Here is a 21493-nt window from a genome sequence, read left to right as displayed (position 1 = left end):
TGGACGAATCGGGCGACCGTTCAATACTGGCCCGACGCGCCCCCGTCGACCGAGAGCATGGTTCCGGTCAGGAAGGGGACGTCGTCGCGAAGCAGGAACGCTGCGGTGCGTGCGATTTCGTCGGCGCTCGCCATGCCGCGGCCGCCGACGCCCTGTGCGGGGATCGGTTGCCCGTCGCGGGCGAGCAACGCCCGAAACTTCCCGATGATGGGGGTGTCGGTCGACCCTGGGCAGATGCAGTTGACCGCGATCCCGAACTGTCGCACTTCTGCGGCCGCTGTCCGCGTGAGGCCGAGCGTCGCGTGCTTGGACGCGACGTAATCTCCCCGTTTCGGTGCGCCCTGAAGGCTGGCGATCGAACCGGTGTTGACCACCTGGCCGCGTCCCGCGTCGATCATGTGTGGCAGAACGTACTTCAGGCCGTAGAACATACTGTTCAAGTTGATCGCGAGCGTGGACGACCACTCGTCGACGGACATGTCGACTATCGTGCGATTGGCACCGGCGATCCCGGCATTGTTGAAGAACTTGTCCGGCGTGCCCAGCGAGCTCAGTGCCGCTCGGACGTAACCTTCCACCTCGTCCGGCTTCGACACGTCCGCCCGATGCGGCACCACCGTGCCCGCCGCCAGCGATGCGGTCTCCTCGGCGCCCGACAGATCGATGTCCACCGCCAGCACTCGGGTACCACCGCGTGCCAGTTCGAGAGCGACGGCACGGCCGATGCCGCTCGCGGCGCCCGTGACGATGGCGACCGACATCACCGGCCCTTCCATACGGGTGGCCGCTTCTCCTTGAATGCCGTCGCACCTTCGCGGGCATCCTCCGACGAGCGGACGGGCTCGTAGATCTTCCACATCTCGGCGAATTGCTCGTCGTTCGACCAGTCGCGTGCCTTGGTGATGATCTCCTTGGTCGCGCGGACTGCAAGCGGCCCGTTCTTCGCGATCTTCCTGGCCAGTTCCAGCGCGGTGGACAACGCTTCACCGGCAGGGGTCAGTCTGTTGACGAGTCCGGCGTCGGTTGCTTGCTGGGCGCTGATGAAATCGCCTGTGAGGCACCATTCCACGGCGAGAGCACGTGGAACCCGCTGTGGGAGCCTCAGCAATCCGCCGCCGCCGGCGAGTAGTCCGCGCTTGACTTCGGGCAGTCCGAACACCGCGGTCTCCGACGCCACGACGAGATCGCAGGCGAGCACGATCTCGAAACCGCCTGCTACGGCGTGTCCTTCGACTGCGGCGATGAGCGGTTTGGCAGGAGGAGTCTCGGCCAGACCGGCGAAACCGCGTCCCGGTATCGACGGTTTCTCCCCTGCGAGAAAGGCTTTCAGGTCCATACCGGTGCAGAAGCTCTTACCTTCTCCGGCGATGACGCCTGCGACGAGGTCGTCACGTTCGTCGAGCTCGTCCATCGCGTCGGCGATGCTCCGCGCCGTGGCGGTGTCGATCGCGTTGCGCACCTCCGGGCGCGCGATGGTCACGACCTGAACACCGTCGATCTGCTCGATCTTCACGGTCATCGCGGTGCCATTCGGATCGCGCCGTCGAGACGGATGACCTCACCGTTGATCATCGCGTTGTCCACGATGTGCAGCGCAAGTTTCGCGTACTCGTCTGCATCGCCGAGCCGTGCCGGGTGCGGAATCTGAGCGGCCAGACCGTCGCGAATGTCCTGCGAGAACCGTGACAGGATCGGGGTGTCGAAGATGCCGGGAGCAATGCTGTTGACGCGTACCAGTTTTCGGGCGAGATCCCGGGCCGCGACGAGCGTCATGCCCACGACGCCTGCTTTGGCCGACGCGTACGGGATCTGACCGATCTGGCCTTCCCATGCGGCCACGGAGGCCGTCATGATCACGACGCCTCGTTCGCCGTCGACCGGCTCGTTGCGCACCATGCGCGCAGCGCCGAGGCGCAGGACGTTGAAGCTTCCGATCAGGTTGGTCTGGATCAGTGAGGTATACAGCTCCAGCGAGCCTGGGCTTCCGTCCTTCTCGACGACGCGCACCGTACCCCCGCGTCCGGCGCAGTGGATCACGGACCGCAGTGGCGCCCGCGCCTCGGCGAGGTCGAGGGCCGCGTCCACGGCGTCGGGATCGGCCACGTCGGCGGGACCGAATTGCACGAGGTCGCCGAGTTCCTGCGCGACGTCCTTACCCGCGGACTGTGGGAGGTCGACGATGACGGTGTGCACTCCGGCGGCCGTGAGCCGTTTGACCGTCGCGAGCCCGAGGCCGGACGCGCCGCCCGTGACGACGGCGGACGAGTTGCTGAGATCCATGAATTCTGGCTCCTTATCTCGGAATTTCGATGATGGTGGCGTTTGCCATGCCGCCCGCTTCGCACATGGTCTGCAGTCCGTAGCGTCCGCCGGTGCGTTCGAGGTGGTTGATCATGGTGGTCATGATCCGCGCCCCGGACGCACCCAGTGGATGACCGAGCGCGATCGCGCCACCGACGGGATTGAGGACGTCCTCCGACACGCCGAGTTCTTTCGCCCATGCCAGCGGCACCGAGGCGAATGCCTCGTTGACCTCGAACGTATCGATGTCGGCGAGGGTGAGTCCGGCTTTCTTCAGCACCTTCTCGGTGGCAGGAATCGGACCGGTCAACATCAACAGCGGGTCATCGCCGACGACGGCCGACGCGACGATCCTCGCGCGTGGACGCAGGCCCAGTTCCTTCGCACGATCCTCGCTCATGACCAGCAGCGCCGCCGCACCGTCGGTGATCTGAGACGCATTGCCCGCGGTCACCGTCCACTCGAGATCCGGGAACTGTGCACGTCGTTCGTCGGTTCCGAACACTGCCTTGAGCCCGCTCAGCTTCTCGGTCGTCGTACCCGTTCGGATGGTCTCGTCGGCGTCGAGTCCGCCGACCGGCACGATCTCACCCGAGAAGTCGACAGCGGACGCCCGCTCGTGCGAGCGCGCCGAGTAGTCGTCGAGTTCCGACCTCGAGAGAGCCCATTTTCGGGCGACGAGCTCGGCCGAAATTCCCTGGGGAACGAGCGTCGGGAAACGATTGCGGACGCCTTCGCCGAAGGGGTCCGCGTCGCCGTAGGCACTTCCCATCGGCACCCGACTCATCGACTCGACACCACCTGCGATCGCGATCTCGTACGCGCCTGCGATCACCCCCTGGACGGCGAAATCGACTGCCTGCTGGCCTGACCCGCACTTTCGCTCGACAGTCACGGACGGGACGTGCACCGGGAACCCTGCGGACAGGACTGCCTGACGCCCGGGCGTGCCTGCCTGCTCGCCGTTGCCGCCGACGCAGCCGATGACGACGTCGTCGACGAGTCCGGCGTCGAGCTGGGATCGATCGACCAGGTGCCGCAGCACCTGGCCCAGCAGATCTGCGGGATGCAGGTGCGACAGGCCCCCGCCCGACTTTCCCTTGCCCATCGGTGATCGAACGGCATCGACGATGACTGCTCGAGTCATGAAAACCCTCCTGAAGCAGGTTTCTGGAAACTCTTCGAGAGATTGATGATTATGTTTAGCATGAACCTAGTGCCCGACGGTGTGAATCTTGTACCGTGGGTCACACCAGATTAGTATAATCATGAGCATGAAAGGGGTGGACATGTCTGCCAGCACTCTTACGGACGACGAACGCGCCATCAGAGAAGTGGCCGCCAAGATCGCCCGCGAGCGGTATGCGCCCAAAGCGGCACAGTGGGACGCGGACCGAACGGCATTTCCGCTCGAAGAGCGTCGGTTCCTCGGGTCGTTGGGGTTGCTGGGCATTGCCCTCCCCGAGCGATTCGGAGGGGGAGGGGCGCCACTTCAGCTGGCACTGAACGTGATCGAGGAGTTCGCCTACCACTGCCGGCCGGCCGCCTTCCAGATCTTCGAGGCCAACACGGGACCTGCCCAGGTTGTCGCCCGCATCGGCACGGAAGAGCAGCGCGAGCGCTTCCTGCCCGGAATCATTGCCGGCGACATCACGATGGCCGTTGCGATTTCCGAACCGGACGCAGGCTCGGCAGCGACGGACTTGACCACCAAGGCAACGCTAGACGGTGACACGGTCCGCGTCAGCGGAAACAAGCGGTGGATCTCCAACGGTTCCGAAGCCGACGTCTACCTCGTCTATTCGAGGTTGAACGACGCGCCGGGTGCGAAAGGCATCGGCGCGGTTCTCGTCGAGGCGAATCGCGAAGGTGTCAGTTTCGGAGCTCGGGAGAAGCTCATGGGCTTTCGAGGCATCCCATCCGCAGACATCTACTTCGACGACGTCGTGGTGCCCGCGTCCAACATCGTCGTGCGGCCGGGTGGATTCCGAACGCTCTTCACGGCGTTCTCCATCGAGCGCCTCGGCAATTCGACGATGAGTCTCGCGCTGGGACAAGCTGCCCTCGATCAGTCGATCCGCTACGTCCAGGAGCGGATGCAGTTCGGCAAGCCGCTCATCGAGTTCCAGGCCGTCCAGATGACCATCGCCGACATGACGCTTCAGGTCGAGGCCGCGCGGCTGCTGTTGCAGCGGGCTGCGGCGTCGGTGACCGACGGTGAAGAGTTGCCCAACTCGCTGCACGTGTCGCTCGCCAAGTGCACTGCCAACGAGATGGCGAAGAAAGTCACCGATCTCGCGATGCAGCTGCACGGCGGCAACGGCTACACCGAGGAGTTCGGCATCGAGCGCATGCACCGCGACGCGCACGGGTGGGCACTCGCCGGCGGTACGCCGACGATGCAGCGGACCCGAATAGTTTCCGAATTACTGGGACGGTCGTTCGATCAACGCGCTTGAATAGACGAGTAACTTGAGAAGGAGTACAACAATGCAGCGTTACGAAGGCCGCATCGCAGCGGTCATCGGCGGCGGTTCGGGAATGGGCCGTGCGATCAGTCACCGACTCGCCTCCGAAGGCGCGTTCGTCTACGTCACCGACCTCAGCGAGGAGTCCGCGTCGAAAGTCGCCGCCGAGATCGAATCAGAGGGTGGACGTGCCGCAGCGGTCACCGTCGACGCGACGAACAACGACGATCTCCGCGCGTTGTTCGCCCGGATCGAGGAGGAGAAGGGCGTCCTGCACGCGTTGCACGCGCAAGTAGGTATGCCGGGACCCGGCGGTCTCGAGGTGGGCGACGATGCGTGGCAGAAGAACATCGACGTCAACGTCAAGAGTGCGTACTACTCCACGACGCTCGGGTTCGAGTTGCTGAAGAAGGCAGGCGGCAAGGGATCGGTCACGTTGACCTCCTCGACGTCGGCGTTGATCGGTTCTCCGTTCAGCCCGATCTACTCGATGACCAAGGGTGCGCTCGTCCCGTTCGGTCGTGCTCTCGCCCTCAACGGTGCCAAGGACGGCATCCGTGTCAACGTCATCTGCCCGGGGCAGGTCAAGACGCCCATGCTCGCCCAGTTCTTCGGACGCGAGCCCGGTGCCGACGTCTCGGCGTTGACTGCGGACTTCGTCGCCACCATCCCGCTCGGCCGCGGCGCCGAGCCCGAAGAGATCGCGTCGGTCATCGCGTTTCTGAACAGTGACGACGCCAGCTACATCACCGGCGTCACCATCCCCGTCGACGGCGGCCTCACCGCTCAATAGCACAGAAGGAAAGGGCTTTTCATGGTTCAGGTCGGCCTACTGCTCAGCGACGTTCCCAAGTCGGTGTCACCGTCGAGGCAGTTCAACGACATTCTCCGGATCGTCGCGGCGGCGGAGGAGAACGGTTTCAACTACATCGCGATCGGCCAGCACTTCCTGTACGGCGATCTTCGCTGGCTGCAGCCGGTTCCGCTGCTCGCTCGTCTCGCCGCGCACGTCGCGCCGACCACGAAGCTCGTCACTCAGATCATGATCGCACCTCTCTACAACCCGGTTCTCCTGGCTGAAGAGATCGCGACCCTCGACGTCGTGACCGAGGGGCGTCTGATCTTCGGCGCCGGATTGGGTTACCGGCCTGAGGAATTCGACTATCTGCAGATTCCCTACAGGGAGCGCGCAGGCAGGTTCGACGAGTCCCTGCAGATCATGAAGCAGCTCTGGACCCAGGACGAGGTCTCGTTCGAGGGCAAGTACTTCCAGCTCGACGGGGTCAAGCCGCACATCCATCCCGTGCAGCAGCCGCACGTTCCGATCTGGATCGGCGCGCACGCAATGGGAGGCGTGCGCCGCGCAGGCAAGTACGGCGACGGCTACGCTGTGCCACCCGAAACGCCGAAGCACGAGGTGATCGAGCGCTATCGCGTCGTGAAAGAGCTCTTCGAGGCCCGCGGCAAGGAATTCGGATCGCAGCCGCTCCGTCGCAACGTGCTCGTTGCGAACAGCAAGGAAGAGGCGATGGTCGAATACGCGCGCGTCGCCCAAGGTCGTTATCTGACCTACGCCGCAAAGGGTCTCGACGTCATGGCCGGCCGCGACCTTGCGAACCAGTTCGCCGAGTCGGTCTCCGATCACGTCATCGTCGGAACTGCGGACGACGTCGTCGGGAAGCTCACGGACCTGGTGACCACGCTCCCAGTCGACCCACTGCTGCTACGTCCGCAGTGGCCGACGATGGACGGGGACGAGACCATCGCCGCCATCGAGCGGCTCGGCAAGGACGTCGTTCCGTCGATGTTGGCTCTCGAACCCTTCCGGGACTTCTCGTGAACGCGACCTACCGGGATCTGCATCCGAATTTCGCCGACCCGCAGACGTGGACGCTCGATCACGTTCTGCGCACGCACGCGGCCGCGACTCCGGACGCGACGTTTCTGGTGACGCCGGACGAGGGCCTCGAGTTCACCTACGCCGAGATCCTCGACGCCGCCGAACGCATCGCCGGTTCGTGGCACGCCGCCGGAGCCCTGCAAGGTGACCGCGTGGTCATCATGGCGATGAATTCCTCACGCTTGGTGCGTAGTTGGTTCGCCGCTGCCGTCGGCGGCACGGTCGAGGTTCCGATCAACACCAACTACGAGGGTGAGTTCCTTCGCCACCAGATCGTCACCGTCGGGGCACGGTGGGCCGTCGTGGACGACACGTTCGCCGAGCGTTTCGTCGCGATCGCCGATCACTGCCGTGGCATCGAGAAGTTCTGGGTCATCGATACCGGCACGGCGGACAAGGCGGTCGCGCTGTTGCGCGAGAACGGCTGGCAGGCCGAGAAGTGGGACGAGCTGGAGAACGGCACTGCGGTCTCGGTGCCTGCACCGCGGGCGCAGGATCTGGGTGCCATCTTCTTCACCTCGGGCACGACCGGCCCGTCCAAGGGTGTGGCCATGCCGCATTCGCAGCTGTACTTCTTCGCTCAGGAAGTCGTGTCGCTGACCCGGCTGACACCCGCCGATCGCTACATGACGACGACACCGCTCTTCCACGGCAATGCCCAGTTCATGGCCGTCTACCCGGCACTCGTCGCAGGAGCGAGCGCGGTGGTGCATCCGAAATTCAGTGCGAGCCGGTGGATCGACATGGTGCGCGACTCGGGCGTCACGGTCACCAATTTCGTCGGTGTGATGATGGACTTCGCGTGGAAGCAAGCACCCCGCGACAACGACCGCGACAACAAGCTCCGCGCGGTGTACGCGGCGCCGATCGCCGACACGGTCGTCGAACAGTTCAAGGAGCGCTACGGTATCGAGGCGTTCGTCAACGCGTTCGGGCTGACCGAGACGTGCGCCCCGATCCTGACGCCGTACGGCGAGAAGATTCCGCCCGGTGCGGCAGGCAAGGTGGCGTCGGACTGGTTCGACATCAGGCTCGTCGACCCGGAAACCGATCGCGAGGTCCCGGTCGGGGAGGTCGGCGAACTCGTCGTGCGCCCGGTACAGCCGTGGACTTGCAGCATGGGCTACTACGGGATGCCGGAAAAGACGCTCGAAGCATGGCGGAACCTGTGGTTCCACACGGGAGATGCGTTGCGTCGGGACGAGGACGGGTGGTTCTACTTCGTCGACCGGTACAAGGATGCGCTGCGCCGACGCGGTGAGAACATCAGTTCCTACGAGGTCGAGCAGGCGGTTCTCGGACATCCGGCAGTGGTGGAATGCGCCGTCATCGGCGTTCCCGCCGACGTAGAAGCAGGTGAGGACGAGGTGCTCGCCGCGGTCGTGCTCAGCGAGAATGCCGATCCCGCAGCCATTCTCGAGTGGTGCGAAGGACGGATTCCAGCGTTCGCGACGCCGCGCTACGTCCGGTTCCTCGACGCGCTGCCCAAGACGCCGTCGGAGAAAGTGCGTAAGGCGGTTCTCCGCGACGAAGGCGTCACCGCGGATACGTTCGATCGCACTGCGGTGCCGGTCGCCTAGAGCAGGAGCAAGTCGATGGACTTTTCGAGCAACTCGACGCACGACGACATTCGTCAAGCGGTCAAGACACTGTGCAAGGCGTTCCCCGACGAGTACTGGATGGAGCACGACGAGAGTCACGAATTCCCCTGGGAGTTCTACAACGCTGTCGCAGAGGGCGGTTGGCTCGGGCTGACCGTTCCCGAGGAGTACGGCGGTGGTGGTCTCGGCGTGACCGAGGCGGCGATCGTCGAACGCGAGATCTCGGCGTCGGGCGCAGGTATGGGTGGATGCAGCGCAGTGCACATCGGGATCTTCGGATTCGAGCCGATCATCCACCACGGCAGCGAGGCGATGAAGAAGAAATACCTGCCGCGCGTCGTCACCGGAGAACTGCACACGTCGTTCGCGGTCACCGAACCCGACGCGGGAACCGACACCACCAATATCAAGACATTCGCGAAGAAGGTCGACGGCGGTTTCCTCGTCTCCGGGAAGAAAGTGTGGATCACGAAGGCGCAGGAAGCAGAGAAGATGCTGCTGCTGTGCCGCACCAGCCCGCGAGCCGACGGCGACAAGCGCACTGCCGGAATGACTTTGCTGTTCGCCGACATGGATCGCAGCAAGGTGCAGATTCGTCCCATCCCTAAGATGGGACGCAACGCCGTCGATACGAACGAGTTGTTCATCGACGAACTTTTCGTCGCGGACGACGACGTGGTCGGCGAGGTCGGCCACGGTTTCCGCACCATCCTGGGCGGGCTCAACGCCGAACGCGTCATCTCCGCCAACGCGGCGCTCGGTATCGGGGAAGCCGCGTTGCGTCGCGGCACGCAGTATGCGAAGGAACGCGAAGTGTTCGGCCGGCCGATCGGCAAGAACCAGGGCATCGCATTCCAGCTCGCCGAGGCACGTATCAAGCTCGATGCCGCGACCGCGGTCGTCGACAAGGCTGCCTGGATGGTCGACGCCGGTCTGCCGTGTGGACGAGAAGCCAACGCCGCGAAGTACTTGTGCGCCGAAGCGGGATTCTTCGCCGCCGATGCGGCCCTGCAGGTTCACGGTGGGTTCGGCTTCGGCAAGGAGTTCCACGTGGAACGGTACTTCCGCGAGTCACGGCTGATGCGGATCGCGCCGATCTCCCAGGAGATGGTTCTCAACTACACCGCCGAACACGTTCTCGGCCTTCCCCGTAGCTACTGAGAGGACAGCTGACATGCAGCCGTACCGCTCCATTCTGTTCGTTCCCGGCCATCGTCCACGATGGGTGGACAAAGCAGTTGCGTCCGGGGCGGACTGTGTCGTACTCGATCTGGAGGATTCGGTTCCCGCCGCCGAGAAGGAATCCGCTCGCGCCGTCGTCGCGGACTCGATCCGACGCGTCAGGGAAACGAACTCGGACGTCGGATTGTTCGTTCGCGTGAACCCCCTGGCCACCCGTCTGGCGGGAGCCGACCTGGAGTCGGTCGTCGTACCCGGGTTGACGGGAGTGTTCGCACCGAAGATCGAAAAAGCCGTCGACGTCCTGCAATACGATGCCTTGCTCGATCATTTCGAGGCGCGCAACGGCGTCGACGGACTCGAGTACATCGTTCCGGTCGAAACGGTGAAGGCGATCCACAACTGCCTGGAGGTCGCGACTGCGTCACCCCGCGTCGGCGCGATGATCGGGCCGTCGGCCGAACACGCCGACATCGCTCGCGAGGTCGGATACGAATGGACCGCCGAAGGACTGGAGACGCTGTACCTACGCAGCCGTGTTCTGCTCGCCTGCCGCGAGGCCGGGATTCATGCGCTCACCGGACTGTGGGAGGACCTCGAAAACCTCGATGGTCTACGAGCTTTCGCGACGAGGGGTCGGCAGCTCGGTTTCCGCGGCATGATCGCGATCCACCCGTCGCACGTCGAGACGGTCAACGAGGTCTTCAGCCCGACGCAGCAGGACATCGAGTTCTACCGCGGCATGGCGGAGGCGTACGAGAAGGCGGAGGCGCAGGGGACCGGCGCCCTGCGGTATCGCGGACTGCACATCGACAAGGCGCACTACGAAAAGGCCGTCCAGTGGTTGGAGCGCGCCGAAGCCATCACGAGAAGAGGCGAGAAGTAAGTGAGAGGACTGTATTTCGAAGAGTTCGAAGTCGGCAAGCACTACAAGCATGCAATGACACGAACCGTGACCGAAATGGACAACGTCATGTTCACGTCCTTGACGATGAACATCCAGCCGTTGCATCTCGACGCCGAGTTCTGCAAGGGGACCATTCACGGACAGCGGGTCTTCAACAGTCTCTTCACCGTGGCGCTGATCGGCGCGTTCCACGTGCCCGAGCTGACGATGGGTACGACGCTCGGCAACCTCGGCTACGACAAGGTCAAGTTCCCGAACCCGGTGTTCCACGGTGACACACTGCGGGCCGAGACGACCATCCTCGACAAGCGCGAGTCCAAGAGTCGCGACGACTCGGGCATCGTCTGGTTCGAGCACAAGGGATTCAATCAACGAGACGAGCTCGTCTGCCTCCTCGAACGCGTCGGCCTCATGGCCAAGCTTCCGGGAAGCGGAGCCGGCAGGAACGACCTGTCAGGGCAAGACCTGCAGAAGGAAGGTGCGTGAGATGACCGCAGTGGCAGAGGTACAACAGGATTGGGTTCCGAGCACGCGCACTCTGTTGATCGGGGACACCGACGCGTCGCCGCAGGGCGAGACATGGGATGTGTACAACCCGGCCACCGAGGACGTTCTCGCGACGGTCGGGGGAGCGTCGAGCAGCCAGGTCGACGCTGCGGTCGCCGCGGCACGGAAAGCGTTTCCGGCGTGGGCTGCATTGAGCGGCGCCGAGCGGTCGAAGTATCTGCATCGCTTCGCCGACGTACTCGAGAAGGCCGCCGACCGCCTGTTGCCCTCGATCGTCAACGAAGTCGGCTGCCCGGTCTCTCTGGCGTGGTACCTGCAGGTGAAAATGGCTGTCGACGAACATCTTCGGTGGGCAGCGGAGGCAGCGAAGACCGACCGTACGATCCATCTCGGCGAGTACGACAAGCCGGTCCCGACGATGAGCGACGTCGTTCACCAGCCGGTGGGAGTCGTCGCCGCCATCACCGGGTACAACTACCCGCTCAATCTGGCGATCTTCAAGTTCGGCGCCGCGCTCGCCGCGGGATGCACCGTGGTGCTGCTGCCGTCGCCGCGCACTCCGCTGACCACCCTCTTCCTGGGAGACCTGATCAAGGAAGCAGGGCTGCCGCCCGGCGTCATGAACGTCATCGTCGGTGGCGCCGATGTGGGGCAACAGCTCTCGTCGCATCCTGGCGTCGATCGCGTGTCCTTCACCGGCTCCGACGGCGTCGGCGCGAAGATCATGGAACAGGCAGCAGCGAACCTCGCGGGGGTGACGCTCGAACTCGGGGGCAAGTCGCCGAGCATCGTCCTCGAAGGCGTGGACGTCGAGAAGATCGCCGTCGAGATGCATCTCCGCTGGGCACGTAACGGAGGCCAGGGATGCGCGGCTCTGGCCCGGCTCCTCGTGCACGACAGCGTGTACGACCAGTTCCTCGAGGCGGGCGCGTCGGCGTTCGATCAGATGGTCGTCGGCGATCCATGGGATCCGGCCACCAACATCGGCCCGATGATTCGTCCCGATCACCAGGCTCGCGTCAACGGTTTCGTCGACGGCGCGATCGACGACGGTGGCAGGAAGCTGCTCGAGGTCACCAAGCCGTTGCCCGAGAAGGGGTGGTTCGTCAATCCTGTTCTGCTGGGCGACCTTCCGCACAGTGCTCGGGCAGTACAGCAGGAGATCTTCGGCCCGGTGGCCGTCATCGTGCCCTTCAAGGACACCGAAGAAGCCATTCGGCTGGCAAACGACACGGCCTACGGACTCGCCGCCAACGTGTGGTGCGACGACCCGATCGAGGCGCGGCGCGTTGCCGAGCAAGTGCGTGCGGGCACCGTGTGGATCAACGGCGGCGGCGCGATGCGTCCGGACGCCCCGTTCGGTGGGTACGGACGGTCCGGTGTCGGCCGTGAACTGGGCGAATGGGGAATGAAGGAATACCTAGAGGTCAAGCACATTCAGTGGAGGATTTGATGGGTGCCACCGGACCTCTGGCAGGGGTGAAGGTCGTCGAACTCGGCACGATGTACGCGGCACCGACTGCGGGACGCATGCTCCGCGATTTCGGGGCCGACGTCGTCAAGGTCGAAGACCCGACGTCGGGCGACTATGCGCGGCAATGGGTTCCGCAGAAGGAGGGGCTCTCGCTCGGGTTTTCACGACTCAATGCCGGGAAGCGTTCCGTCGGAATCGATCTCCGTGACGCAGAGGGGCGCGCGCTGGTCGAGAAGCTGATCGCGGGTGCCGACGTCGTGATCGAGTCGTTCCGTCCCGGCCGGCTCGAGGCATGGGGGCTCGGGTTCGACGAGCTGCGCCGAAACAATCCGGGCTTGGTGATGGCACGGGTTTCGGGCTTCGGCCAGACCGGACCCAACCGGCTCTTGCCGGGATTCGGCACGGTTGCGGAGACGGCGAGCGGTTTCGCGAACGTCAACGGATGGCCCGAATCCCCGCCGACGTCGCCGCCGTTCGGTTTCGCGGATTCGATCGCAGGCCTCGCCGCAGCGATGGGCGTGGCAATGGCGCTGTTCAAGCGCGAGAAGACCGGTGTCGGTGAGGAAGTCGACGTAGCTCTGTACGAGCCGCTGATGTTCATCGTCGGTGACATGTTTCTCAAGTACACGGCGACGGGAGAGATACAGCAGCGAATCGGCAACTCGACCGGCGCGGCATCACCGCGCGGAATCTACGAGGCCGCCGACGGCAAGTTTCTGTCCATTGCCGCGTCGAACCAGGCCATTGCCAAGCGGCTGTTCGCCGCGATGGGGAAGGCCGAGGTGATCGAGGATCCGCGCTACGCGACCAACGCGGATCGCCTACGCAACAACGACGACGTTCAGAAGATGGTGATCGACTGGTGCAGGACGATGCCGAGAGCCGAGGTACTGAGCACTCTCGAGAAGTTCGAGGTGGTCAGCGCCCCGGTCAACGATGCGTCCGATGTCGTAGAGGACCCGCACTTCCTCGAGCGGACTCTGGTGGAGATCACCGGTAACGACGTCCTCGGCAAGGTTCTGATGCCGGGGCCGGTCCTGCACATGAAGGGCTACGACGGCCCGGTGTACGACGGCGTTCCCGGGATCGGCGAGCATACTGCCGAGATCCTGACGGGCGAACTCGACTTGACCGCAGACGAACTCGGCGCACTCGCGCGTCGCGGGATCGTCAGCGCATAGATCCGAGAACGTGGTCGACCAACGTGCGGGCGTACTCCTCGGAGTGCGCCCGCACTTCGTCGTCCAACGACTTCGGGGTGCTGAGCGTGTGGAGAATGATCGCTCCGAGCAGTGTTTCGAGGAGCAGCGTGACCGAGGTGTCGGCGGGCAGTTCTCCGCGTGCGATGGCCCTGCGGACCATGTCGCGAGCGGCGAGGGTCTGCGAATCCCGGAACTCGGCGAACTTGTCGGTGACGCCGGGAATGGTGTTGCCCTCGATCGCCATGCGAAAGATGGCTCGACCGGCGCTTCCGAGATACAGACCCATGGTGTGGCGGGCGAGCTCCAGGAGATCGGTACGGATGTCTCCCGAGTCCTGCGTGGCTACCACGGCAATGCGGTCCTCGATGGCGTCCTGCAGCAAGGTGGTCTTGTTGGGCCATCGAAGGTAGATCGACGCCTTGCCGACGGATGCCTGCCTGGCAACGGTCTCGATGGAGAACTTGGCCCATCCCCGGGTTCCGAAGATGTCGACTGCAGCGTCGAACACGCGTCGTTCCAGGTCCGGGTCGCGGGGGCGACCCGTCTTGGAATTGTCCGACACTGCCGTCTCCTGTCGCTCGAACATTTTGTGAGCTGAACCACTCGAAACCATTGATTCAGGCCTGGACTGAGTGTACGTTCTCATTTACGGACGAAGAACGTTCAGAAACGTTCCGCCTTCCGATGAATCGGGAAGGCGTTCTCCCTCTTCATGATTGGTGGGCGCAATGGCGCTGTTGCAGCGATACCGCGTGCTCGACTTCACCGATGATCGTGGCTTGCTCGCAGGCCGGATCCTCGCGGATCTGGGCGCGGACGTCGTGCAGGTGGAACCCGTCACCGGCAGTTCAGCTCGTACCGCGGAACCGATGGGTGCGCACGGGTCCTACTTCTGGGATACGTACGCCGCGAACAAACGCGGCATCGCGGTGGACTTCGACGACGCGCAATCGCGCGCGCATCTCGACGACCTGATCGCGCAGGCGGACGTCGTCATCGAGTCCGCGGGCCCGGGCGGAATGGAGTCGCTCGGGCTCGGCTTCGACAAGCTGCACGTTCGACACCCGCGGCTGATCTACGTCTCGATTTCGGCGTTCGGTTCGACAGGCCCGAAAGCACGGTACGCCGCGAGCGATCTTGCCGTGTGGGCGGCGGGTGGCCCGCTCGATCCGCACCGAGAGGGCGATCGTCCTCCGGTTCGTATCTCTATTCCCCAGGCGTTTCTGCACGCGGCTGCCGATGCAGCAGACGGCGCCCTGTTCGCGTTGCTGGCTCGTGAGCGTTCCGGCCGGGGCCAGCACGTCGACGTGTCTGCGCAGGCGTGTCTCGGAACCGCCACTCTCGGTAGGGTTCTGGCCCATACCGCAGGCGATGTGGCGCCCGAGTGGGAGAAGCTCGTCGACGGCCCCGCGAAGAAGATGGACCAGTCCGGCAGTGGGTCCGGTACGGATCCGGCGAAGAAGAAATGGATCTGCGTCGACGGGTTGATCGAGTTCCACCTCTCCGTCGGGCCGGCGTCCGGTGCGTTCACGACGGCGTTCTTCGAATGGATGGCGGCAGAGAACGAGGAGTACGCAGAGTACGCCGCGATCGATTGGCGGACGGTGCCGGAGATGGCGGCTCGCGGGGAATTCGACAGCACTCGGCTGGACGAGGCCCGCAGTGCTGTCGCCCGTTTCCTGGCAGGCAAGACCAAGAACGAGGTTCTCGAGGCTGCGCGGGAGCGCCGGCTTCTGTGCGTGCCGGTCTACGACACCGGCGACGTCGTGTCCAGTCCTCAGCTCGGCGCACGCGGGTTCTACTCGACGGTGTCCGACGCCGCCGGCCGGCAGATCCGACTGCCAGGCGCGTTCGCGAAGATCACCGGGGAAACACTGTCGGTGCGCACGGCGGCCCCGACGCTCGGCCAGCACACCGACGAAGTACTCGGCGAGTGGGTCGGCGACCGGGCGATGGAGAACGCGTCGTGAAGCCGCTGGACGGGGTCAAGGTTCTCGACATGTCGTGGGTCGTAGCAGGGCCGCTGGTCGGGCGGGCGCTCGCCGACGCAGGGGCGACGGTCGTTCGAGTGGAGTCGGGGACCAAGGTCGAGACGGCCCGTCTGATGCCTCCGTTCGAGAACGGCATCGCGGGACACGAGAACTCTGCGCTGTACGGAAACGTCAACGCGGGCAAACTCGGTGTCTCACTGGACCTTCGGGTGCCCGAGGCGCGTGAGGTCGCACGATCGCTCGCGAACTGGGCCGACGTCGTCCTCGAGTCCTACGCGCCGGGTCGAATGAAGAAGTGGGGGCTCGAGTACGAGACGCTGCGCGAGACCAACCCGGGTCTGATCATGGTCAGCAGTTCCATCAACGGTCAGGACGGTCCCTACAGCGGACTCGCCGGGTACGGAAACGTCGGCGCAGCGCTGTCCGGGTTCCAATCCGTGGTGGGATGGGCGGATCGACTCCCCGTCGGACCCTTCGGGCCGTACACCGACTATCTCGCACCACGTTTCGGGCTCGCGGCACTTCTCGCGGCACTGTTGAGACGTCAACAGACCGGCGTCGGAACCTACATCGACATCTCACAGGTCGAAGCAGGCGCGTATCTCCAATCTCCCTACCTGGCCAAGTATTTCGCGGAGGGCGATGTGGTCGAGCGTCGTGGGAACTCCGACCCCGCACTCTCCCCGAACGGGGTGTATCCGTGTGCGGACAATCGTTTCATCGCGATCACCGCAGGCGACGACGACCAGTGGCGCATGTTGGCCACGATCATGAATGTTCCGGACGCGATCGACGAGTTCGGCGCTGCCGGTGACAGAATCGACCGCGCCGACGAGGTCGACGACCTCGTCGCCGACTGGACCGCGCGTCACCGAGCGCAGGATCTCGAAGACCTGCTGCAGCGCGTGGGTATCGCAGCCCACGTGTCGGCCGACAGCCGGGCTTTCTGTGAGGATCCGCAGCTTCGTCACCGTGGTCACCTCGTGGAACTGAATCATCCTCTGCACGGGAGGGTCACCGTCGAGGGTCCGCGGTACCAGCTCGGCGACACACCGCTGAGTGTCGACCGTGCCGCGCCGGTGTGCGGCCAGGACAACGATTACGTATTGCGCGACATCCTCGGCTTCTCGGCCGAACGAATCGACGCACTGAAAAACGAAGGGGCACTGGCATGACCGCAGAATTGACGGATACCCGTCCGTCGTGGGTGGCGGAGTGGGACGAACTCGTCGACCGCGTCGGCGAAGACTTCTCGGACGGCAGTATCCGCTGGGGCGGTGACCCGGTGGAATCGGGTACCGTCCGCCGATACCTCGAACCGCTCGAGATCGACAGTCCGATCCACCACGACGAGAACGCGGCTCGCGCAGCGGGTTTCGAGGGCGTCATCGCCCCGGCGACGGGTCTTCTGTCGTGGGCGATCGCCGCGATGCGAAACCCGGGCGAGGAGACGCTCTACGGCGACGAGGCGCGCGACGCTCAGCCGACTCGTAGTCCGATCAACAACGAGGACCCCTATCCGGGACCCACGACGAGCGGATTTCTCACGGCGAGCATGGAACTCGATTTCGTGCGTCCCGTCGTTCTCGGCGAGCGACTCGGCAACCGGGGGCGGCGTCTGATCTCGTGCAGCCCCAAGCAGACATCGTTGGGACGCGGTGCATTTCTCTCGTGGGAGAACGACATCGTCAGCGACCGCGGCGACGTCGTCGCCCGAGTCCGCAATGTCGTGTACGCCTACAACCCAGTGAGCGAGGAAGACAGATGACGACATATTTCGACGACGTCACCGAAGGTGAGCAGTTGCCGGTGCCCGAGTACCCACTGTCGATGTATCGACTGGTGATGGCCGCGGGATCGAACCGCGACTTCAACTCCATTCACCACAACTCCGAATACGCGAAGGCGTCCGGCGCGCCCGAAGCGTACGCGAACGTCCTGTTCCTGATGGGGATGTGGGAGCGCGCGGTGCGGGACTGGGCAGGCGATCGCGCAGTGATCGGTTCGGTCAAGGGATTTTCGATGAAGAAGTTCAACCTGGTGGGGACGACGACCACCGTGCACGGAACCGTCGTCGCCAAGGAGCTTCGTGGCGACAAGGGCGTCGTCACCGTCGAGTTGGTGAGTCGTAACTCGGGTGTCGTGACCGTCGGTCCCGGCACGATCGAAGTCGAACTGCCACTGCAGGAAGTACGCGTATGACGGCGTCCATTGCCGGTCTCGGCATCACCGAGATGGGCAGAATCTACGGGAAGACGGCAACCAACTTCGGCGCCGACGCGGTGCGCAGAGCTGCTGCCGACGCGAGCATCGAACTGAACGAGATCGACGGTCTGCTGATCAGCGGTGGTGTCACCGACGAGCTCGGCCTTCCGCTCGCGCAGGAGTTGGGACTCACGGACCTCGCGCTGCTGTCGGTCATGCAGTCGTATGGTTCGACCGCGGGCGCCATGGTCCAATTCGCCGCTCTCGCAATCGAAGCAGGGCAGGCAACTACTGTCGCCTGCGTGTTCGCCGACGCGCCGCTCAAGGAGCGCGTGTCGACGGGTGCGTCGTACGCCCAGGCGAATTCCAGTGGAGTCGGGTGGGAAGGAATTCTCGGTTCGACCGGTGTCAACAGCGCCAACTCGCTGTACGCACTCGCCGCCAACCGACACATGCAGACCTACGGGACCACCTCCGAGCAGCTCGGTTCCGTTGCCGTGGCGCAGCGCGCGTGGGCCGCCCTGAATCCGCTGGCGCAGATGCGTGATCCGATCACGCTCGCCGACCATCAGGAATCTCGGATGATCAGTTCGCCGTTTCACCTGCTCGACTGCTGCCTGGTTTCCAACGGTGGTGTTGCGGTCATCGTCACCAGTGGGGAACGCGCGCGGGATCTTGCTCAGCCGCCCGTGGACATCCTGGCATCGGCGCAATGCCATCCGGGTCACTTCATGCGTAGGAACGAAGACTTCGGATTGGTCAGCGGCGCAGCACAATCGGGGCCAAAGGCCTTTGCTCGAGCGGGTCTGACGCCGCCCGACATCGATGTGGTCGAGCTCTACGACTGCTACACCTACACGCTGATGATCTCGCTCGAGGACTACGGCTTCTGCGCCAAGGGTGCAGGCGGGGAGTTCGTGTCGACACCGGGCGTTCTCGGTCCCGACGGCTCGCTCAAGGTCAACACCGGCGGTGGACAGTTGTCCTCGTACTACATGTGGGGAATGACGCCGTTGTCCGAGGCGATCATTCAACTTCGGGGTCAAGCCGGTGCGCGTCAGGTCGACAAGCACGACACCGCGCTCGTGTCCGGTAACGGCGGCGTACTCGATCACCACTCGACTCTTCTGTTGGGAGCAGGCCGATGACTGCAATGCTGTCGATCCCGCTGACCGCGGTACGCCGAGACGCGCAGACGGCGGACTTCTTCGACGGAACCGCTCGCGGGCAATTTCTCCTCCGCGAGAAGATCTCCACCGGAGAGCTTTTCACGCCGCAGACTGCAGTAACCGACGAATCCGACTACCGCTGGGTACCCGCCAGTGGCCGCGGACGAGTCATCTCCTGGACGACCGTGTACGGCCGCAACGCCGAACGAGAGGTCGTCCCACAACATGTGCTCGCCGTCGTCGAACTCGACGAGGGCCCCTGGTGGTGGACCCGCCTCGTCGCCGACTCCGACGTCACGACCGGCGCGTCCGTCCACGCCGAATTTCACAAATCCGGCGCAGCCGACGAGCACGAGTTCGTGCCCGTTTTCGTGCTCGACTGAACCCACACCCTTTTCGGAATGGAACCCAAGATGGACGTTCTGACCGCGATCAAGAAGTCGCCGATCTCCCGATATCAGTACAAAGTGCTCGCAGCCTGTCTGCTCGTCATCACCATCGACGGGTTCGACGTGTTCGTGATGGGCTTCGTTCTCCCACATCTGCCCGACGGATTCTTCGACGGCAACGCCGAGAAGGGCTACCTGCTCAGTGCAGGCCTGGCAGGCATGGCGGTGGGATCGATATTCCTCGCCCCTCTCGCCGACAGGATCGGGCGACGGCGTCTCATCCTCTGGGGCTTGGTGATCAACCTCGCCGGATTGGTCGCGTCGGCGATGTCTCCGAATGTGGAAGCCCTCATCGCCGCCCGCTTCGTCACCGGAATCGGTATCGGCGGTATGGCCGCCAGCCTGATCGTTCTCGTCCAGGAGATGTCGTCGGAAAAGCGCAGAAACACCATCATGGGTGTTTATTCGATCGGCTTTCCTCTCGGTAGCCTCGTCGGCGGTGGTATCGGCGCGCTGCTCGTGGCTGCATTCGACGGTGCGTGGCAGGTCATGTTCGTCTTCGGTGCGATCATCACGGCGGGCGCCGTCGTCGTCACGGTCGCCATGATCCCGGAGTCGGTGGACTTCCTGATCAACAGGAACACCCCTGAAGCCGACGCTCGAATTCGGTCGTTCGTCGCGAAGCTGAACAACCCCACGATCGACCCGAATGCCCGGCCTGCGCTGGCTCCGGTCGTCGAGAACAACGCGTCGGTGCGCGGTCTGTTCGCCGGCGGAACGTACTACCGGACATTGCTCACCTGGGTGATGTACTCCTGCTTGATGTCCGCGTTCTATTTCGCCAACACGTGGACACCCCAATTGGTCAAGGAGTCCAGCGGTAGCGCGGACCTGGGCACGACCGCCGGACTGATCCTCAGCTTCGGCGGACTGGTCGGCGCCCTCGTCTTCGGCGCCTGGACGCTGAAGATCTCGGCCGGCCGTCTGTTGTGGACGTCCATGGCCATCGCTGCGGTCGCGATCCTCGCGTTCGCATCGCTGTTCGGTCACCCGGGCATCGCAATCGCGTTGACCGTCGCCGTCGGCCTGTTCACGTACATCGCGATCACCGCGGCCGCAGCCGTCGTGCCGTTCCTGTACCCGGTCGGGGTGCGTTCGACGGCGATCGGGTGGATGCTCGGGATCGGTCGTCTGTTCTCCATATCCGCTCCGATCGCCGTGGGTTACGCGTTGGCCGTGTTCGCGCCGCAGACTCTGTACTACTTCTCTGCTGTACCGATGGCGGTCGGCGCTGTTGCCACGTATCTGCTGTGGAAGCACACTCGCGGCGAGAGTGCGCCGACGACCGCTGTGGCCGAATCGATTTCGGGGCACCCGCCCTTCGTGAAGGAAGGCTGAGCATGCAGGACAAGAGGGTTCTCGTCACCGGCGGTGGCTCGGGAATCGGACGGGCCATCGCGGTGGAGGCGGCTGCACAGGGAGCCGAGACCGTCGTCGTCGCGGACATCTCGGCAGAACTGTTGGCCGAGACCGAAGCTCTCGTTGCGGCAGCGGGGGCCAAGAGCGTCGTACTTCGTGTCGACGTGTCCGAGAGCGACCAGGTCCGGTCCATGATCGACGACGCGGTCGCCGCGGCGGGTGGGCTCGACACGCTCGTGAACAATGTCGGCGTCATCGACACGGGCTTCGTGCACGCGGATCGAGCGAATGTCGTGGACCTCGCCGAGGACGTCTGGGACGCCGTCATGACGATCAACGTCAGGTCCATGTGGCTCGCGACGAAATATGCTGCGCCGCAGCTTCGTACGTCCGATCGAGGGCCGTCGATCGTCAACGCGGCGTCCGTCTCCGGCATGATGGGGTACCGGACTGCTGCCTATTCGGTCAGCAAGGCAGCGGTGATCCAGTTGACCAAGGTCACGGCGATCAACCTGGCGAACGAGGTCCGGTGCAACAGTTTCAGCCCGGGTAGCTTCAGAACGTCGATGTCGCAGCGGCACATCGACGCAGCCGCCGACCCGATCGAACAGGAACGGAACATGAGTGGGGCGCACCTGATCCCGCGGTTGGGCGATCCGGTCGAGGCCGCGCGGGTGGCGTGCTTCCTCGGGTCGGACGCCGCGTCGTTCATCACGGGCGCCAATGTCCCCGTCGACGGCGGGACCATGGCGTGGCGGGGTCTGCGGGCCTGATCGGCCGC

General features: G+C 64.4%; 22 protein-coding genes. 17 read left to right on the top strand and 5 right to left on the bottom strand.

Going from position 1 to position 21493, the window contains the following annotated elements; translation table 11 throughout:
- Positions 1 to 20 precede the first annotated feature (20 nt).
- From RhoFasB10_RS10855 to RhoFasB10_RS10840, 4 genes are read right to left on the bottom strand one after another with little or no spacing between them, the layout of a single operon-like run.
- Complete coding sequence (locus RhoFasB10_RS10855; protein ID WP_240931026.1) at positions 21 to 776, bottom strand: SDR family NAD(P)-dependent oxidoreductase; 756 nt, start codon at positions 774 to 776, stop codon at positions 21 to 23.
- A complete protein-coding gene (locus RhoFasB10_RS10850) occupies positions 761 to 1519 on the bottom strand; it encodes a crotonase/enoyl-CoA hydratase family protein (RefSeq protein WP_068421735.1) in 759 nt (252 codons plus the stop codon). The genes RhoFasB10_RS10855 and RhoFasB10_RS10850 overlap by 16 nt, the downstream gene beginning before the upstream one ends.
- On the bottom strand, positions 1516 to 2280 hold the full coding sequence (locus tag RhoFasB10_RS10845) for an SDR family NAD(P)-dependent oxidoreductase (protein WP_068421741.1): 765 nt from the start codon (positions 2278 to 2280) through the stop codon (positions 1516 to 1518). Before RhoFasB10_RS10845 ends, RhoFasB10_RS10850 begins: the two co-directional genes overlap by 4 nt.
- A gap of 13 nt (positions 2281 to 2293) precedes the next feature.
- Positions 2294 to 3448: a thiolase family protein gene (locus RhoFasB10_RS10840; protein ID WP_068421744.1), complete on the bottom strand. Its 1155-nt coding sequence runs from the start codon at positions 3446 to 3448 to the stop codon at positions 2294 to 2296.
- A 142-nt stretch (positions 3449 to 3590) separates the two neighbouring features.
- Between RhoFasB10_RS10840 and RhoFasB10_RS10835 the strand changes: the two genes are divergently transcribed.
- From RhoFasB10_RS10835 to RhoFasB10_RS10795, 9 genes are read left to right on the top strand one after another with little or no spacing between them, the layout of a single operon-like run.
- Complete coding sequence (locus RhoFasB10_RS10835; protein WP_174551353.1) at positions 3591 to 4760, top strand: acyl-CoA dehydrogenase family protein; 1170 nt, start codon at positions 3591 to 3593, stop codon at positions 4758 to 4760.
- A gap of 31 nt (positions 4761 to 4791) precedes the next feature.
- Positions 4792 to 5562: an SDR family oxidoreductase gene (locus tag RhoFasB10_RS10830; protein ID WP_068421750.1), complete on the top strand. Its 771-nt coding sequence runs from the start codon at positions 4792 to 4794 to the stop codon at positions 5560 to 5562.
- Positions 5563 to 5583: 21 nt separating this feature from the next.
- Positions 5584 to 6609: an LLM class flavin-dependent oxidoreductase gene (locus tag RhoFasB10_RS10825; RefSeq protein ID WP_068421753.1), complete on the top strand. Its 1026-nt coding sequence runs from the start codon at positions 5584 to 5586 to the stop codon at positions 6607 to 6609.
- Positions 6606 to 8249: an AMP-binding protein gene (locus RhoFasB10_RS10820; protein WP_068421756.1), complete on the top strand. Its 1644-nt coding sequence runs from the start codon at positions 6606 to 6608 to the stop codon at positions 8247 to 8249. Before RhoFasB10_RS10825 ends, RhoFasB10_RS10820 begins: the two co-directional genes overlap by 4 nt.
- Before the next feature lie 15 nt (positions 8250 to 8264).
- Positions 8265 to 9431 carry an acyl-CoA dehydrogenase family protein gene (locus RhoFasB10_RS10815; protein ID WP_068421758.1) on the top strand — a complete coding sequence of 389 codons (1167 nt, stop codon included), beginning with the start codon at positions 8265 to 8267 and terminating at the stop codon, positions 9429 to 9431.
- A 13-nt stretch (positions 9432 to 9444) separates the two neighbouring features.
- Entirely contained in the window at positions 9445 to 10335 is an 891-nt protein-coding gene (locus RhoFasB10_RS10810; protein WP_068421759.1) for a CoA ester lyase, read from the top strand.
- Positions 10336 to 10842, top strand: coding sequence for a MaoC family dehydratase (locus RhoFasB10_RS10805; protein ID WP_068421766.1), 507 nt, complete (start codon positions 10336 to 10338; stop codon positions 10840 to 10842).
- A 1-nt stretch (position 10843) separates the two neighbouring features.
- Positions 10844 to 12316: an aldehyde dehydrogenase family protein gene (locus tag RhoFasB10_RS10800; RefSeq protein ID WP_167676385.1), complete on the top strand. Its 1473-nt coding sequence runs from the start codon at positions 10844 to 10846 to the stop codon at positions 12314 to 12316.
- Positions 12316 to 13518: a CoA transferase gene (locus RhoFasB10_RS10795; RefSeq protein WP_068422216.1), complete on the top strand. Its 1203-nt coding sequence runs from the start codon at positions 12316 to 12318 to the stop codon at positions 13516 to 13518. The genes RhoFasB10_RS10800 and RhoFasB10_RS10795 overlap by 1 nt, the downstream gene beginning before the upstream one ends.
- On the opposite strand, the gene RhoFasB10_RS10790 is transcribed toward RhoFasB10_RS10795, so the two are convergent.
- On the bottom strand, positions 13508 to 14101 hold the full coding sequence (locus tag RhoFasB10_RS10790; protein ID WP_084423564.1) for a TetR/AcrR family transcriptional regulator: 594 nt from the start codon (positions 14099 to 14101) through the stop codon (positions 13508 to 13510). The two genes, RhoFasB10_RS10795 and RhoFasB10_RS10790, sit on opposite strands and share 11 nt — an antisense overlap.
- 166 nt (positions 14102 to 14267) lie before the next feature.
- Between RhoFasB10_RS10790 and RhoFasB10_RS10785 the strand changes: the two genes are divergently transcribed.
- The 8 genes from RhoFasB10_RS10785 to RhoFasB10_RS10750 are packed head-to-tail and all read left to right on the top strand — an operon-like array spanning position 14268 to position 21485.
- Positions 14268 to 15509 (top strand): CoA transferase, encoded by a 1242-nt coding sequence (locus RhoFasB10_RS10785; protein ID WP_068422219.1) that lies wholly within the window; start codon positions 14268 to 14270, stop codon positions 15507 to 15509.
- Entirely contained in the window at positions 15506 to 16705 is a 1200-nt protein-coding gene (locus RhoFasB10_RS10780; protein ID WP_254303394.1) for a CoA transferase, read from the top strand. The genes RhoFasB10_RS10785 and RhoFasB10_RS10780 overlap by 4 nt, the downstream gene beginning before the upstream one ends.
- Positions 16702 to 17298 (top strand): MaoC family dehydratase N-terminal domain-containing protein, encoded by a 597-nt coding sequence (locus RhoFasB10_RS10775; protein WP_068421778.1) that lies wholly within the window; start codon positions 16702 to 16704, stop codon positions 17296 to 17298. The genes RhoFasB10_RS10780 and RhoFasB10_RS10775 overlap by 4 nt, the downstream gene beginning before the upstream one ends.
- Positions 17295 to 17732: a MaoC/PaaZ C-terminal domain-containing protein gene (locus tag RhoFasB10_RS10770; protein ID WP_068421780.1), complete on the top strand. Its 438-nt coding sequence runs from the start codon at positions 17295 to 17297 to the stop codon at positions 17730 to 17732. Before RhoFasB10_RS10775 ends, RhoFasB10_RS10770 begins: the two co-directional genes overlap by 4 nt.
- On the top strand, positions 17729 to 18883 hold the full coding sequence (locus RhoFasB10_RS10765; protein ID WP_167676384.1) for a thiolase family protein: 1155 nt from the start codon (positions 17729 to 17731) through the stop codon (positions 18881 to 18883). The genes RhoFasB10_RS10770 and RhoFasB10_RS10765 overlap by 4 nt, the downstream gene beginning before the upstream one ends.
- The gene (locus RhoFasB10_RS10760) at positions 18880 to 19287 is read left to right on the top strand and encodes an OB-fold domain-containing protein (protein ID WP_167676383.1); all 408 of its coding nucleotides are present in this window, start codon (positions 18880 to 18882) and stop codon (positions 19285 to 19287) included. Before RhoFasB10_RS10765 ends, RhoFasB10_RS10760 begins: the two co-directional genes overlap by 4 nt.
- Before the next feature lie 18 nt (positions 19288 to 19305).
- The gene (locus RhoFasB10_RS10755) at positions 19306 to 20691 is read left to right on the top strand and encodes an MFS transporter (protein WP_240931025.1); all 1386 of its coding nucleotides are present in this window, start codon (positions 19306 to 19308) and stop codon (positions 20689 to 20691) included.
- Positions 20692 to 20693: 2 nt separating this feature from the next.
- Positions 20694 to 21485 (top strand): SDR family NAD(P)-dependent oxidoreductase, encoded by a 792-nt coding sequence (locus RhoFasB10_RS10750; RefSeq protein ID WP_167676382.1) that lies wholly within the window; start codon positions 20694 to 20696, stop codon positions 21483 to 21485.
- Positions 21486 to 21493 lie beyond the last annotated feature (8 nt).

Source organism: Rhodococcus sp. B10 (assembly GCF_011770055.1).
GTDB classification, from domain to species: domain Bacteria; phylum Actinomycetota; class Actinomycetes; order Mycobacteriales; family Mycobacteriaceae; genus Rhodococcoides; species Rhodococcoides kyotonensis_B.
This window is presented reverse-complemented; position numbering and strand designations above follow the sequence as displayed.

Bases quoted from the DNA above. Each gene is read 5' to 3' on its own strand.
- RhoFasB10_RS10850 (WP_068421735.1), bottom strand. From the start codon at position 1,519: ATGACCGTGAAGATCGAGCAGATCGACGGTGTTCAGGTCGTGACCATC.
- RhoFasB10_RS10825 (WP_068421753.1), top strand. From the start codon at position 5,584: ATGGTTCAGGTCGGCCTACTGCTCAGCGACGTTCCCAAGTCGGTGTCA.
- RhoFasB10_RS10815 (WP_068421758.1), top strand. From the start codon at position 8,265: ATGGACTTTTCGAGCAACTCGACGCACGACGACATTCGTCAAGCGGTC.
- RhoFasB10_RS10835 (WP_174551353.1), top strand. From the start codon at position 3,591: ATGTCTGCCAGCACTCTTACGGACGACGAACGCGCCATCAGAGAAGTG.
- RhoFasB10_RS10760 (WP_167676383.1), top strand. From the start codon at position 18,880: ATGACTGCAATGCTGTCGATCCCGCTGACCGCGGTACGCCGAGACGCG.
- RhoFasB10_RS10845 (WP_068421741.1), bottom strand. From the start codon at position 2,280: ATGGATCTCAGCAACTCGTCCGCCGTCGTCACGGGCGGCGCGTCCGGC.
- RhoFasB10_RS10775 (WP_068421778.1), top strand. From the start codon at position 16,702: ATGACCGCAGAATTGACGGATACCCGTCCGTCGTGGGTGGCGGAGTGG.
- RhoFasB10_RS10795 (WP_068422216.1), top strand. From the start codon at position 12,316: ATGGGTGCCACCGGACCTCTGGCAGGGGTGAAGGTCGTCGAACTCGGC.
- RhoFasB10_RS10830 (WP_068421750.1), top strand. From the start codon at position 4,792: ATGCAGCGTTACGAAGGCCGCATCGCAGCGGTCATCGGCGGCGGTTCG.
- RhoFasB10_RS10755 (WP_240931025.1), top strand. From the start codon at position 19,306: ATGGAACCCAAGATGGACGTTCTGACCGCGATCAAGAAGTCGCCGATC.
- RhoFasB10_RS10855 (WP_240931026.1), bottom strand. From the start codon at position 776: ATGGAAGGGCCGGTGATGTCGGTCGCCATCGTCACGGGCGCCGCGAGC.
- RhoFasB10_RS10785 (WP_068422219.1), top strand. From the start codon at position 14,268: ATGGCGCTGTTGCAGCGATACCGCGTGCTCGACTTCACCGATGATCGT.
- RhoFasB10_RS10750 (WP_167676382.1), top strand. From the start codon at position 20,694: ATGCAGGACAAGAGGGTTCTCGTCACCGGCGGTGGCTCGGGAATCGGA.
- RhoFasB10_RS10770 (WP_068421780.1), top strand. From the start codon at position 17,295: ATGACGACATATTTCGACGACGTCACCGAAGGTGAGCAGTTGCCGGTG.
- RhoFasB10_RS10800 (WP_167676385.1), top strand. From the start codon at position 10,844: ATGACCGCAGTGGCAGAGGTACAACAGGATTGGGTTCCGAGCACGCGC.
- RhoFasB10_RS10840 (WP_068421744.1), bottom strand. From the start codon at position 3,448: ATGACTCGAGCAGTCATCGTCGATGCCGTTCGATCACCGATGGGCAAG.
- RhoFasB10_RS10765 (WP_167676384.1), top strand. From the start codon at position 17,729: ATGACGGCGTCCATTGCCGGTCTCGGCATCACCGAGATGGGCAGAATC.
- RhoFasB10_RS10810 (WP_068421759.1), top strand. From the start codon at position 9,445: ATGCAGCCGTACCGCTCCATTCTGTTCGTTCCCGGCCATCGTCCACGA.